This is a genomic window from Novibacillus thermophilus, assembly GCF_002005165.1.
Lineage (GTDB): Bacteria > Bacillota > Bacilli > Thermoactinomycetales > Novibacillaceae > Novibacillus > Novibacillus thermophilus.
The window spans coordinates 2376853-2390624 of record NZ_CP019699.1 but is presented as its reverse complement, the minus strand read 5'-3'; the positions used below and the strand labels follow the sequence as shown (position 1 = coordinate 2390624).

The window sequence follows — 13772 nt, the reverse complement described above, 5'->3', positions numbered from 1 at the left end:
GTTTATGTGGGAAAGGAGATGTCGTCTCCCAATCCTAGCCTTTACGGGTATACTGTTTTCGTAATTGGGTGGCGACGATATTTTTTTGGATTTGTGTCGTGCCTTCGTATATTTTCGTGATGCGCGCATCGCGGTAAAAACGTTCAATCGGGTAGTCTTTCATGTAGCCGATCCCCCCGTGTATCTGAACGGCGAGATCGGCTACGCGGTTGTACACTTCTGAACCGTACCACTTCGCCATCGCTGCTTCTTTAATGACGTTCATCTTCTCGTCGACCATCCACGCCACACGGTACGTTAACGAACGCAGCGTCTCAATGTCAAGGGCCATTTCGGCGATCATGTGCTGGACGGCCTGATGCTCGAAAATCGGCTTGTCAAACTGTTCCCGCTCCAATGCATACGCTATACTCATATCCAACAGTTTTTGGGATGAACCGAGGTTCCGCGCTGCTAAACCAGCCCGTCCGTTGGACAAAACCTTCAAAGCGTTGATGTACCCGTCTCCTTCTTTTCCGAGCACGTTTTCTGCCGGCACCTCCATGTCTTCAAAGAAAAGCTCGGCCGAGTGTGAGCCGCGCAAGCCCATCTTCTTTTCCACCGCGCCCAGTTTAAACCCGGGGAAGTCTTTTTCCACGATAAAAGACGTTATCCCTTTTGCTCCTTTCTTCGGATCCGTGACGGCCATCACCGTGAAGACGTGCCCGTCCACGGCGTTCGTGATGTAGTGCTTACTGCCGTTCACAATGTATCGGTCTCCTTTTTTGACCGCTGTTGTCTGTAAGTTGTACGCCTGGGACCCGGCACTCGGTTCTGTCAGCGCAAAGGCGCCGATCCACTCTCCAGTGGCCATTTTAGGTAAATACTTGCGTTTCTGTTCTTCTGTTCCGAATTCTACGATCCCGACGGTTCCGATGCCAGTGTGCGCCCCTACGAGGGTGGTGTACCCGTTGTGTGTTTTCCCCAGTTCTTCGTAAATGGCACATTTCCCTACCATGTTCAAACCGAGACCGCCGTATTCCTCTGGAATACTGATCCCGAAGAGCCCCAGCTCCTTTGTCATGTCCACGACGTGTCGGGGAATCTCGTCTTCTTCTTCAATTTGCGCCGCCACCGGTTCCACTTCCCCTTGAATGAACTCGCGGACCATGCGAGTCATGTCTCGAATGTCTTTTTCCAACTCAAAGTTCATTCACGCTCTCTCCCAACGTTTAGCCATCAACATTTGTGTAGTCGTAAAATCCTTTACCAGACTTACGGCCTAATCTCCCGGCTTTGACGTACTTAACTAAGATGGGAGCCGGACGATATTTTTCCCCGAGCGTCTGGTGTAAGTACTCCATATTGCGAAGACGTGTGTCGAGACCGACGAGATCGGCCAACTCGAGGGGCCCCATCGGGTGGTTAAGGCCGAGTTTCATCGCTTGATCGATGTCTTCTGCTGACGCGACTCCTTCTTGCAGCATGATCATCGCTTCATTGCCAATTAGACAATTCATGCGACTCGTCACGAAACCCGGGAATTCATTCACTTCCACGGTCTCTTTCCCCATGCGCTTGGCAACGTCTTTGGCCGCTTCAACCGCTTCGTCCGACGTGTCCAGACCGCGGATGATTTCGACCAGTTTCATCTTGTGCACTGGATTAAAAAAGTGCATCGCCAGGACTTGCCCCGGCCGTTTCGTCGCGGCCGCTATTTCCGTCGGGCTCATCGTCGACGTATTTGTGGCCAAAATCGCACGGGTCGGACACCACTTGTCGAGTTTTTGAAAAACGTCCACTTTCAATTCGATTTGTTCAAGGACGGCTTCAATGGCGAGGTCAGCGTCCTGAGCCGCATCTTCCATGTGAGACACATAGTGAATGGCCAAAAGGGCGCGGTCCGCCTGTTGGGGTGTAATGTATCCCCTTTCAGCACTGCGCCGCATTTCTGTCTCAATGTAAGATCGGGCGCTCGTCAGTGCCTCTGGGCGAATGTCGAACAATCGGACCTCATACCCTCCTAATGCCGCGGCGTAGGCAATGCCTCGCCCCATCGTTCCAGCTCCAACGACGGCGATGCGTTTCACAGTTCCGACGCCTCCTTAATCGACTGCTAAAGGTTTTAATGTCGGGGACACGTCAAAGGAAGCTTCCGTCATGTCCCGCAATTGGTCCACAGTTAAGTCGGGATGCATCTCTATTAACACCATGTTCCCGTCTTTAAACGTAAAGACGGCATGTTCTGTAATCACCGTGTTCGCCCGCCGCAAACCGCTTGACGGGTACGTTAACCGCCTCACGAGCTTTGCCTTTCCATCCCTCGTGTGATGGGTCATCGTGATGATGAGCCGTTTGGCACCAGAGACGAGGTCCATCGCCCCGCCAACACCGAGAATGTTCTCCCCGGGGACAGCCCAGTTCGCCAGTTCCCCTTTTTCACTCACTTGCAAGGCGCCCATGACGGCAACGTCAATGTGACCGCCGCGAATCATCGAAAAAGAAAAGGCGCTGTCAAAGAGAGAAGCCCCTGCCGCCATCGTAATCGGCTCCTTGCTCGCACTGATTAAATCCATGTCTATTTCGTCTGCTTCCGGCGTTGGACCTATGCCGAGCAAACCGTTTTCAGATTGCAGGTGTACATCTTGTGCCGGCGTCAAATAGTCCGGAATGAGTGTCGGAATGCCGACGCCGAGATTGACGACCTGACCGGATCGAAACTCTTCAGCTGCCCGCTTCGCAATGCGCACGCGCTCCGGGCTAGCTTCCTTTGGCAACGTAATGCCCCCCTTTCTTTTCGTATCGCTCACTTTCGACGACGACATCGACGTAAACGTGGGGTGTCACGACAGCTTCCGGCGGAATCGACCCCGTTGGAACGATTTCGTCGACTTCCGCAATGACAAGTTCGGCCGCAGTGGCCATGAGGGGGTTAAAATTACGAGCCGTCTTGGCATACGTCAAATTGCCCAACGTATCCGCTTGATGGGCCTTGATCAGCGCGACATCGGCTGTCAACCCTTTGACAAACAAGTACTTCGTCCCATCGATATCTCGAATTTCCTTTCCTTCCGCCAGTTTTGTTCCGACGCCAGTCGGTGTGTAAAAACCGCCGATTCCCGCACCGCCGGCTCGGATCGCTTCGGCGAGCGTCCCTTGGGGGAAGAGCTCAATATCTAACTCTCCTCGGTTGTACGCCTCGACAGCGTCCACATTTGTCGTAAAGTACGAACCGATCGCTTTTTTTAAGTGTCCTGACAGAAGAAGCTTTCCTAACCCTCTTCCCGGTTCTCCTAAATTGTTACTAATAACGGTTAAATTCCTCGCCTTGTCTTGCTCTGCTAAGGCATCGATGAGGCTGAACGGGGTCCCGCACAAACCGAAACCGCCGACCATGACGGTGTCACCGTCACTTAACAACTGAACGGCTTTGGAAATCGTCTGTAACTTTTCCACGAACTCATTCCACCGCCTTTAAAATATCTGTAAATGTACATAGCAAAAGTTGTGCCAAGTACCTCCCGCTCCACTTATGACGTCAACACCTGCGTAAGTCTCACCTCTTCACGCCGCGACCCGTGTGCCTGTGCCCCAGAGTGGCATGAGAGTTTGCAATGTAAAAAAACGCACCTATTCAGGTACGGTTGAACTCATGATTACATTGTATGATGCAAAAACACATTACATTCTTTTGGCTGACCTTTCTCCTTCACGTTCGCTCATCTTTTTCATCTTACGTACGATGGTCGACTGATCCACCTCGAGTACTTCCGCCGCCTTATACGTCGTTCCAAACATCCGAATGGCTTCATCAATTAACTGTTTCTCGACGATGGACCGAGCTTTGCGAAGGGGAAGCAACCCTTTGACGTTCACTAAATCTTCCGCCCGCCGGTCGGCAAAAAGATCCGTGGGCAACTGTTCGACGTCGATGACATTTCCTTTTGTCGTGATCATACAGCGCTCAATAATGTTCATCATTTCCCTTACATTGCCCGGCCAGTGGTAGTGAAGCAGCTTTTTTAACGCCTCTGGCGAAAACGATTTATTTAGACCGTATTTCTCACAAAATTGCCTACAGAAAACATGCACTAACGGCAAAATGTCCGCCCTTCGTTTTCGCAACGGGGGAATTGTGATCGGAACGACATTTAAACGGAAATACAGATCCTCTCGAAATTCCCCCTTCTCGACCAACTGTTGAATGTCTTTGTTCGTCGCCGCAATAATTCGGACATCCACCTTTTTCCCTTTCACGCCGCCGACGCGGGTGACCACGCCGTCTTGCAAAAAGCGCAACAGTTTGACTTGAAGTTGGAGCGGTAAATCTGCCACTTCGTCGAGGAGTACGGTCCCGTTGTGCGCAATTTCCAGTAAACCCGGTTTGCCGTTTTTGTGCGCCCCTGTGAACGCCCCCGGTTCATACCCGAATAACTCTGACTCGAGAAGGTGATCCGGGATCGCGCCACAGTTGATTTTGACTAACGATCCGTCAGCGCGCGGGCTGTTCTGATGAACGTACTGTGCCAATTCCTCCTTTCCGACACCGGACTCGCCCAAGATCAAAACCGTCGAATCGACGTTGGCTACCCGGTACGCCAACTCAAGGACGTTCTGCATTTCTTTCGATTCGGCGACTAGTCCGCCTTTATTTTGTTTCTCAGGTTTTAACTTTTCCTTATACTGCTCCGTCAACAGACGCGTTTTAATCAGTGCCTCCCGAAGTTCAGTCAGCTCACTCAAGTTTCGGACGTTCACCACGTAACGCACGTCATCTCCTGACGAGATGCCGTTGTCAAACGGAGTCAACGAAATGCCTAACACCTCGCCGGTATGCTCGTTTTTCTCGATCGTCGTGACGGTTGACTTTAATTGAATCAGATCTGCAAACGATGTGCTAAAGCCTTTCTGTTGCATGACGGTTTCCAACGTCATCCCTTCAAGTTCGGCGCCGTGCATGTGCATCATGTTTAAAAATGAGCGGTTGGCCCGGATGATGTCACCGCCTGCCCCCATCACCAGCACACCGTCATACGAGGATTGTAAAATCGCTTCCAGTTCCTGATTCATGTGTGTAACTTCCTCTAACTGGTTGGACATTTCCTCGATTTCGGAAATGTCTTGGAAGACGGCAACCCCTCCTTTGATCATGCCTCCTTGGACAATCGGCGTCCTGTTCGTAATGTACCAGCGGCGACCGACTTTGTACTTTTCCCCCAAACGGGGTTTGCCGCTGCGCACCACTTCCAGCAGCCCTTTCGGTTTCAAAACGTCTGAAATGTACTTCCCGACGGCCTCTTCTTTCGGCACTTTACTAATTTTCTCGGCCGCCGGATTAAAAGACGTAATCGTGCCGTATTCGTCAATCGCCACGATCCCGTTGTGTGCAAATTCAAAAACGGCATCCAACTCTTTTAAGCGATACTCTGCTTCACGGGCATACTCTCTGAGCACGTCGATTTCGCGGACAATCCCGACGACTTGTGAATTGTCCAACACGATATTGTAGGCATAAATTTTATTCCAAACGTCGCTTATATGCTGGGAAGGTTCCAAGTACCGGCAACGCCGATCAACGCTGTGTTTAACGGACTGAGAGTGATCTCCTGACGCTAACAGGTCGCGAGTCACGTTTTCCACAGAGACAATTCCTTCCACAGACTGTTCCCGCGACACGTATGGAACACCAGGCAAATGCCTTTCTCTCATTATCGCCCACGCTTCACCTAGCGAAATGTTTTCTGTAAACGTCAACGATATTTCAATCATGACATCCTTTACGAAACGCTTCATCCTTGAGTTCACCCCTCAAAATTAAGCGTTTTCTTAACCCTCGTTCACGATGGTACCTCTGGGACAGTCAGTCGCACAGCCGAATGACATTCCTAAACTGTGGCACTCTTCTGTTCATTTTTACTATAGCTCGGTCGATCCGGAAACATCAAGCTGAAAACGACACCCGCAACCATGGCCATGAAAAAAGTCGCTGCGCGGGACGTGAACACTTCTTCTAGCGGCGTGCTGATCCAGACGACCGTGGCTAAAAATCCGGTGACAATGGTCGCCACGATGCCGATGCCAGACGTGCGCTTCCAAAAGAAAGCCAGAATGACCGCTGCTGACAACGTACATCCTACACCGGCCCACGCCCAGCTGACCACGAGATAAACGAGGGACTCCGACGTAAGGGCAATAACGAGACCTACAATGCCGGCGACGACGGTCGTCACTCTGGAGACCGCGACAAGCTGTCTTTCCGTTAAGTTGAATCCCAACGCTTTGTGCATAATATCTTCGCTGACCGAACTGGTGACGACGAGCAACTGCGAATCTGCAGTTGACATGATGGCGGCTAAAATGCCTGCTAACAAAATGCCGGAAATCCAAGACGGCAACAAATCCGTAACCATATGCGGCAAAACTGTCTCCACATCGGAAAAATTGGCCGGATCGTAAAGGGTCAACGCCGTAATGCCGATTAAAAAAGCACCGCCGTAAGCCAACACCGTCCAAATAATGCCGACGACGCTCGCCGTTCTCGCCTCTTTCTCGTTTCTCAATGCCATAAATCGAGACGTCAATTGCGGCTGCCCACCTAAGTACCCAAAAAACCAGGCTAAATTGTTCACAATAAGGAGCCCCAGTCCGAATCCGGTGAGCCCGCCCGTCCACGAATCAACTCCTTCCGGGGCATTCGCCAGTGCAGATCCGATCGATAAATCGCTCGCAGCAATGTGAAAAAGGGCAACGACGGGGAGGACGACCAGTGTGATCACCATGAGCAAACTTTGGATCACATCGGTCCACACGACTGACATAAATCCTCCCAAGCTTGCGTATACAACGACAATTAGTGCCGTCAACAGAATACCCGCCGTAATGTCCAGATCGAACGTAGAAAACAGTGTCTTTCCGGCACCGGCAAATTGTGCTCCGAGGTAAAACATAAAGAAACTGACGATGAGCAGCGTGGCTGTCCAACGGATCAGTCGCGCGTGGGCCTGAAATTTCAGAGAGAGGAAATCTGGGATCGTGAGCAAGTTGTGGGCGTTCGTTTCGCGCATGAATCTTTTGGCCAAAAAGAGCCAGGCACAGCTAATCCCGACCGCAATGCCAATACAGACCCAAATGGCAGAAAGGCCGTTTGCAAACGTAAAACCCGTCAAGCCGAGCAACAGCCAGGACGATTCACCCGTCGCCCGCTCGGAAAAGGCGAGGGCCCACCCGGGGAGTTTTTTTCCACCGAGCAAAAAATCCGATTGCGTTAACTTCTTCCGGCTGAAGTAATAGCCCAGTAGGAGCATAACAGCACAGTAAACGATCAATTCGGTCAAAATGACTCTGTCCACGCCTTTTTTCTCCTTTCCTTTTTTTTACAAAAAAGCAACAGACCAACCATGTTCGCCACATGCCTGACCTGCTGCTATTCATGCATGACTACAACACTTGACGTACGCGCGCTATCGCCCAGTCGATGTCTTCTTTTCCGATAATTAACGGAGGAGCAAAACGAATAATGTTACCGTGGGTCTCCTTGCAGAGCAGCCCTTTCTCTTTGAGGCGTTCACAGTAAGGCCGTGCCGCTGTATCCAACTCGACCCCAATCAACAGACCGCGCCCGCGAATATCGCGAATGTGCGGGTTGTGAATTGTCTTCAACTCTCCTAGCATGTACTCGCCCATTTCAGACGCGTTCTCTACGAGGTTTTCTTCCTCAAGCACCTCCAGAGCCGCCATCGCAACAGCGCAGCCGAGGGGATTTCCACCAAACGTCGACCCGTGGGAACCGACGGTCCAAACCTGGAAGATGTCTTCGTTCGCTGCAACGGCCGACACTGGAAACACTCCGCCGCCCAAAGCTTTGCCCAAAATGTACAAGTCCGGTTCTACACCTTCCCAGTCACAGGCAAAAAGGCGTCCGGTACGCCCGAGTCCGGTTTGGATCTCGTCTGCGGCGAACAACACGTTCCGTTCGCGACAGACGTTGTACGCTTCGCGCAAATAACCTTGGGGCGGGATGCGTATCCCACCTTCTCCTTGTATCGGCTCGATGAGGAATCCGGCCGTGTTCTGTGTGATCGATGCCTTTAGTGCGTCAATGTCCCCGTAAGGAACTGTTTTAAATCCCGGCGTCAAAGGCCCGAACCCCCGCTTGTACGACGCTTCAGAGGAGAAGGAAATCACCGTCGTCGTCCGGCCGTGAAAGTTCCCTTCACACACGACGATCTCCGCTTGATTCTCAGGCACGCCTTTTATTTCGTACGCCCAGCGGCGCATCGTCTTCACGGCTGTTTCCACCGCTTCCGCTCCGGCATTCATCGGCAGAATCATGTCTTTCTTCGTCAGCGCCGTCAACTTGCGGAAAAACTCGCCCAGCCGGTCGTTGTAAAACGCGCGAGACGTAAGTGTCACGCGATCGGCTTGATCTTTTAACGCCTGAACGATTTTGGGATGACGGTGTCCCATGCTGAGTGCGGAATAGGCACTGAGCATATCCATGTACCGCTTTCCTTCTACATCTTCAACCCAAATGCCTTCCGCCCTAGAAATGACGATCGGCAACGGCTGGTCGATACGTGCACCGAACTGCTCGTTGTCCTGTATGATGCGCTGTGTCGCCGTTTGTGTTGTCATCGCGCTTCCCCCTGTCGACCTAATTGTTATCAATTTGTGCCCGCTGCAAAGTTCCGCTGTAATCGACGTACACACTCTTCCACTCCGTGAACACGTCCAGGGCTGCAATACCGGAATCGCGGTGTCCGTTGCCCGTTCCTTTCGTGCCGCCAAAAGGCAAGTGAATTTCGGCACCTGTCGTGCCTGCGTTAACGTACACAATTCCCGTATCGAGGTCGCGCATCGCAGTAAACACGCGGTTGACATCCTGCGTAAAAATAGAACTGGACAAGCCGTAAGCGACACTGTTGTTCACTGTTATCGCTTCATCGAGACTGTCGACCGGAATGATTGAAATGACCGGACCAAAAATTTCTTCTTGCGCAATGCGCATGAAAGGCTCCACGTCCGTAAACAAGGTCGGCTGATAAAAATGGCCCTTTGCCAGTTCGCCTGTATCTGCCACCTCTCCGCCACAGAGAAGGCGGGCTCCCTCCTCTTTGCCGATTTTCACATATCCGTGAATTTTGTTCAGGGCGGAAGGGTTGATGACGGGTCCGACGTCGACCGATTCGTCCAGGCCATTGCCCAATGTCAAGTTCCGGATGCGTTCAAGGAGCATTTCCTCCAACTGTTCTTTTACCGCGCGGTGCACAATGACCCGGCTGGCCGCTGTACAGCGTTGCCCACTCGTCCCGTAACCGCTCCAAATAATGCCGTCCACAGCCAGTTTCAAGTCGGCATCGTCCATGACGATAATGCCGTTTTTCCCGCCCATTTCCAACGAGACGCGTTTTAAGTGGCGTCCGCCTTTCTCTGCAACGCTGCGCCCAATTTCGGTCGACCCGGTAAAGGAAATGATGTCGATATCCGGATGCTCAACCATCGCTTCGCCGACGACTTGCCCCGAACCGTAAACGAGATTCATAACCCCTTTTGGGAGACCCGCTTCTTCCAAAATACCCACCAGCATGTTTGCCAGCACCGGCGTTTCCGAGGCCGGCTTCCACACGACAGCATTGCCGCCGACGATCGCTGGAAACGCTTTCCACGTGGCAATGGCAATAGGGAAGTTCCACGGTGTAATGAGTCCGGCAATGCCGACCGGGGCTCTGACGCTCATGGCAAACTTGTTCGGGAGCTCAGACGGAGTCGTATCTCCGACCAACCGCCGCCCTTCCCCCGCCATAAAGAAGGCCATGTCAATCCCTTCCTGCACTTCGCCCCGCGCTTCGGCGATGACCTTCCCCATTTCCTTTGTAAGTGCTTGCGATAACTCTTCCTTTCGCTCTTTGAGTAACTGCCCGGCCCGGTAAAGCACGTCAGCACGTTCAGGTGCCGGGACGAGGCGCCACTTTTGCTGTGCGGCAACAGCCGCCGCTACGGCCCGATCCAGATCGCCTTCGTCAGACTGAGTCACTTGCCCCAAGACTTCACCCGTCGCCGGGTTCAGATTATCCCGAAACCTCCCGGTCGCAGACGGTACCCATTCTCCATCAATGAAGTTGACACACTCACTCATGTCTGCTTCCTCCTTTACAGCACAATTTCTCCGACACTATACGACTATGCAAATGTCATGCCAGCATACCCAAGTGTGTCATCTTGTCGTACCGTTACAGATTATTCACAAGAAATGCGAATTATCATTGATTAATGTAGTCATTCATTAAATGAAATTTTCGAATACAGAGTCATGGTTTCACTGACATTTGAACAAAAACAGTTGTCAAAAAAGGGATTTCCTGATACAATGTCCATTGTATATAAACATATGTTCATGTAGTGAGGACAAAAAATTTGTTTTGAAGGAAGGACTGGCAAACATATTATGGGTTTACTTGTGCAAAAGTTCGGCGGATCGTCTTTAAAATCAATTGAACGCATTCAGAGAGCAGCCAAACGCATCGCACAAGAAGTCGACGAGGGACATCAGCTGGTCATCGTCGTGTCCGCCATGGGGGACACAACCGATCATTTAACAGACATGGCGAAAACTATTACCCCTTTTCCTCATCCGCGGGAAATGGATCAACTACTTGCAACGGGCGAACAAGTGTCAATGGCGCTATTGTGCATGGCCCTGCATCAACACGGGGTAAAAGCTGTTTCGCTGACGGGCTGGCAAGCTGGGATTATCACTGAAGATGTTCACACTGAAGCAGATATTGTCGAAGTGCAGCAAGAGAAGATTTTGTCCCACGTCGAAAAAGGGCGCGTCGTCGTTGTGGCAGGATTTCAAGGGGTGACGGGAGACGGTGAAGTGACCACCATCGGACGCGGCGGATCCGATACGACGGCGGTCGTACTGGCAGCGGCTTTGGGGGCAGAACGCTGCGACATTTTGACAGATGTGGACGGCGTATATACGGCTGATCCCCGCATCGTCCCACACGCCCGGCCGTTACCCCATATCTGTTACGATGAAATGCTCGCCCTGTCTCGTTTAGGAGCACACGTGTTACATCCCCGGGCAGTGGCATGTGCGATGCAGAACCGCGTCCCTTTAATCGTGCGGTCGAGTTTTCACGAGGCAGACGGGACGCGTATAACCGAAACTCGTGCTACACGTTCCGCCATCCCCGTGAGCGGCATTGCGTGTATGGAGCATCTGGTAAACGTGACCCTCGCCCTGACGAAAAGGGAACCAACTGTCGTCAACCGTTTGACTGCTGTTGCAGCCCACTCTTCCCTCGTGAGAGACAAAGGTACACGGGAGCTTTCCTTTCTCATCAAGCGTGAGCATGTGCCAAAACTTTCGGCTATGCTCAGCGAATTCAAGGGCTCAGTCGAACGTGTCGACTACGAGTACGATAAAGCCCTCCTTTCGGTCGTCGGTGCCGAGGCGGACAACCCCGATATTGTCTCCACTGTTGAGGAACAATTGCACCGCGCTTCCATTAAGGGAAAATCGGTCACGACTTCCAGACACAGTGTATCCTGTTTGATCTGCCAGGAGGATGTCATGAAAGCAGCGAACGCGTTACACCAGGCTTTCGACCTCGACAAGGCGAAAGAGGCTGTGTTGCAAGTCTCGCAGTTTCAATAGTCGCCCTGGCGATTGGGCGCGTTGCAGCTCGCAAGGGCCGCTGCATGCGTTAGACGCACCATTGCTTTCTCCGTGTTTCGACCACTCAATGCTCACCAGCGAAGGAGGCGGTCATGCCACCCCCACAGCTGAAAAACTCCGCTTGGCGTTTTGGTTGCTGGCGACCTTTTACGGGATGCGATAGGAAGTGGCGCACCTCCTCCTTTCTCTTCTACTGGTTTAACGCTGAAAACGCGACAGTGAAAAAGGACGCAGGTCGAAGCCTGGATCAAGGCCACACGCAACGCGCGCCATTAATTTACCTGTTACCGGCGCAAGGGCGATTCCATCCCCTTCGTGACCAGCTGCAATGTACAAGCCGGACCACTCTTTTACCACTCCAAGGATAGGCATTTTGTCCGGAGTATAAGGCCGAAGTCCAGCAAAAGCGCGCAAAATGTTGACACTCCCTAAAACTGGAAAAACTCTTACAGCTGTTTGGCTAATGGCATGTAAAACTTCTGCAGTCGGCCGCCGATCAAACCCCACAAATTCGCGAGAGCCGCCGATGAGCAAGTTTCCGCTTTTGGTTTGTCCAATCGCGAGGCCGATTCCCGCAGTATCGGTCTTTTCCCCACTGCTTGCTCTCTTTAACATTTTAGATGCAATGTAGGCTCCACTCAAAATCACGGAGTTGATCATCGGTGGAATTCGCTCGGATACGAGGATCTGTCCCCGGCGTGGAATGATCGGGACGTGAAGTCCCAGTGGAGCCAGTAGTTTTGGTGTCCAAACTCCTGACGATAGGACAGTGGCGTCGGCGAATATTTTCTCACCGCTGACCTCAACTCCTACGACTCGTTCACGATCAGTGATGAGACCAGTCACTCTTGATTGGAGACGGATGTCAGCTCCCCGTTTTCGAGCGGCACTGGCCATCGCAAAACAAACGTTTAACGGATTAACCTCAGCATCGTCATCAGACCAGGTCGCCCCTATTACGTCCTTGGACAATCCTGGTTGGCGTTTACGCGCTTCTGCTCCAGATAAGAACTCTACTTGTAACCCTGCTTTCTGCTGTTGGTCAACAAGGCGCTGGATCGCTTCCCGCTCCTGTTCCGTCTCGACCAGGATCATGCCACCGCATTTCCGATATTCCAGATCTGCGCCTAACTCTGCTTCGAGGTCGGCATACATGTGAGCACTTTCTATCGCTAAATCGAGCAAAGGCCCCGGTTTTTTCGATTGAAGCATAATCGCTCGGTCGCACGCCCCCGACGTACCCGAAGCGAGGTCTTTCGCTTCAATTAATGTCACCTCTACCCCGAGTTTCGTCAAGTAATACGCGATCGACGTACCGATGATGCCTCCACCAACGACAATGACACGGTATGACATGTTCTTTCCCCATTTCCCATTTCTTTCAAAAAGAGATCCAAACCTACTGTCACGGCAACGCGGCATATACAAACTCTGTTAATGATACGATATCGAATACAGGCAGATTTACAGCCTTTTTAATCCTTTCTTTATAAGGAGACATGTTGGTGCATTCGAGAACAATAGCCCGCACATCTGGGTGGTTGTCTACAAGCGTCTTCGCTTTTCCGACCACTTCTTTTTCTACTTTGTCTGCGTCCATGTCCTCCTGCCCCTCAACAAAGCATCGCGTAAATTCAGGCATGTTGTCCATCCCTTCAACAGCCATCGGTATTTGATGTATCCCCAACGCTTTGAAGTGTTGGGAACTGAGGGATGCTTTGCTTGCCGTCATAACGCCAATTTGTCCCCGCTTTCCTACTAAACGATAGACAAATGGAATTTGTATAAGGCTGGAAGCGTAAAACAGGACATTTACTTTTTGTTCAATCTCTTTCTGAAAAAGGGATAAAAACCCACAACTTGTCGTGATCGCTTGAACTCCTTGTCTCTGTAACGTAAGGGCACCCTCTACAAAAGGCTGCAGCAAAGATGGATCCCCTTCTTTGACCACGCGATCGACTGTCGCCCCTTTGACCAGTGCGTATTTGACAGGGAAGGGAAAGGTCAACCCATTGCCGATGTCACCGAGAAGTCGAGGAAATGTAGTGTCCAACATCAAAACCCCTATTTTCGCTTCTTCCATCTCTTTTATTCCCCTCTTCTAAATAAA

The 13772-nt window shown here is 51.7% G+C and carries 11 protein-coding genes; 1 reads left to right on the top strand and 10 read right to left on the bottom strand.

Annotated elements, in window-relative coordinates; all coding sequences use genetic code 11:
- Nucleotides 1–34 precede the first annotated feature (34 nt).
- The 8 genes from B0W44_RS11675 to B0W44_RS11640 form a co-directional block, all read right to left on the bottom strand.
- The gene (locus tag B0W44_RS11675) at nt 35–1159 is read right to left on the bottom strand and encodes an acyl-CoA dehydrogenase family protein (RefSeq protein WP_418304096.1); all 1125 of its coding nucleotides are present in this window, start codon (nt 1157–1159) and stop codon (nt 35–37) included.
- Nucleotides 1160–1211: 52 nt separating this feature from the next.
- On the bottom strand, nt 1212–2069 hold the full coding sequence (locus B0W44_RS11670) for a 3-hydroxyacyl-CoA dehydrogenase (RefSeq protein WP_077720186.1): 858 nt from the start codon (nt 2067–2069) through the stop codon (nt 1212–1214).
- Between the two features lie 15 nt (nt 2070–2084).
- Nucleotides 2085–2804 (bottom strand): 3-oxoacid CoA-transferase subunit B, encoded by a 720-nt coding sequence (locus tag B0W44_RS11665; protein WP_077720185.1) that lies wholly within the window; start codon nt 2802–2804, stop codon nt 2085–2087.
- Complete coding sequence (locus B0W44_RS11660; RefSeq protein ID WP_077720184.1) at nt 2740–3435, bottom strand: CoA transferase subunit A; 696 nt, start codon at nt 3433–3435, stop codon at nt 2740–2742. Before B0W44_RS11660 ends, B0W44_RS11665 begins: the two co-directional genes overlap by 65 nt.
- Nucleotides 3436–3660: 225 nt before the next feature.
- The gene (locus B0W44_RS11655; RefSeq protein ID WP_077720183.1) at nt 3661–5772 is read right to left on the bottom strand and encodes a sigma-54-dependent Fis family transcriptional regulator; all 2112 of its coding nucleotides are present in this window, start codon (nt 5770–5772) and stop codon (nt 3661–3663) included.
- A gap of 92 nt (nt 5773–5864) precedes the next feature.
- Nucleotides 5865–7328 carry a sodium/proline symporter gene (locus tag B0W44_RS11650; RefSeq protein WP_077720182.1) on the bottom strand — a complete coding sequence of 488 codons (1464 nt, stop codon included), beginning with the start codon at nt 7326–7328 and terminating at the stop codon, nt 5865–5867.
- Between the two features lie 88 nt (nt 7329–7416).
- On the bottom strand, nt 7417–8613 hold the full coding sequence (locus B0W44_RS11645) for an ornithine--oxo-acid transaminase (protein WP_077720181.1): 1197 nt from the start codon (nt 8611–8613) through the stop codon (nt 7417–7419).
- A 19-nt stretch (nt 8614–8632) separates the two neighbouring features.
- Nucleotides 8633–10114 (bottom strand): aldehyde dehydrogenase family protein, encoded by a 1482-nt coding sequence (locus B0W44_RS11640; RefSeq protein ID WP_077720180.1) that lies wholly within the window; start codon nt 10112–10114, stop codon nt 8633–8635.
- Between the two features lie 309 nt (nt 10115–10423).
- Here B0W44_RS11640 and B0W44_RS11635 point away from each other — a divergent pair, with 309 nt between their 5' ends.
- Complete coding sequence (locus B0W44_RS11635; RefSeq protein ID WP_077720179.1) at nt 10424–11641, top strand: aspartate kinase; 1218 nt, start codon at nt 10424–10426, stop codon at nt 11639–11641.
- A 219-nt stretch (nt 11642–11860) separates the two neighbouring features.
- On the opposite strand, the gene B0W44_RS11630 is transcribed toward B0W44_RS11635, so the two are convergent.
- Both B0W44_RS11630 and B0W44_RS11625 read right to left on the bottom strand, forming a co-directional pair.
- Nucleotides 11861–13018 carry an NAD(P)/FAD-dependent oxidoreductase gene (locus B0W44_RS11630; RefSeq protein ID WP_077720178.1) on the bottom strand — a complete coding sequence of 386 codons (1158 nt, stop codon included), beginning with the start codon at nt 13016–13018 and terminating at the stop codon, nt 11861–11863.
- A gap of 49 nt (nt 13019–13067) precedes the next feature.
- Nucleotides 13068–13745: an aspartate/glutamate racemase family protein gene (locus B0W44_RS11625; protein ID WP_077720177.1), complete on the bottom strand. Its 678-nt coding sequence runs from the start codon at nt 13743–13745 to the stop codon at nt 13068–13070.
- Nucleotides 13746–13772 lie beyond the last annotated feature (27 nt).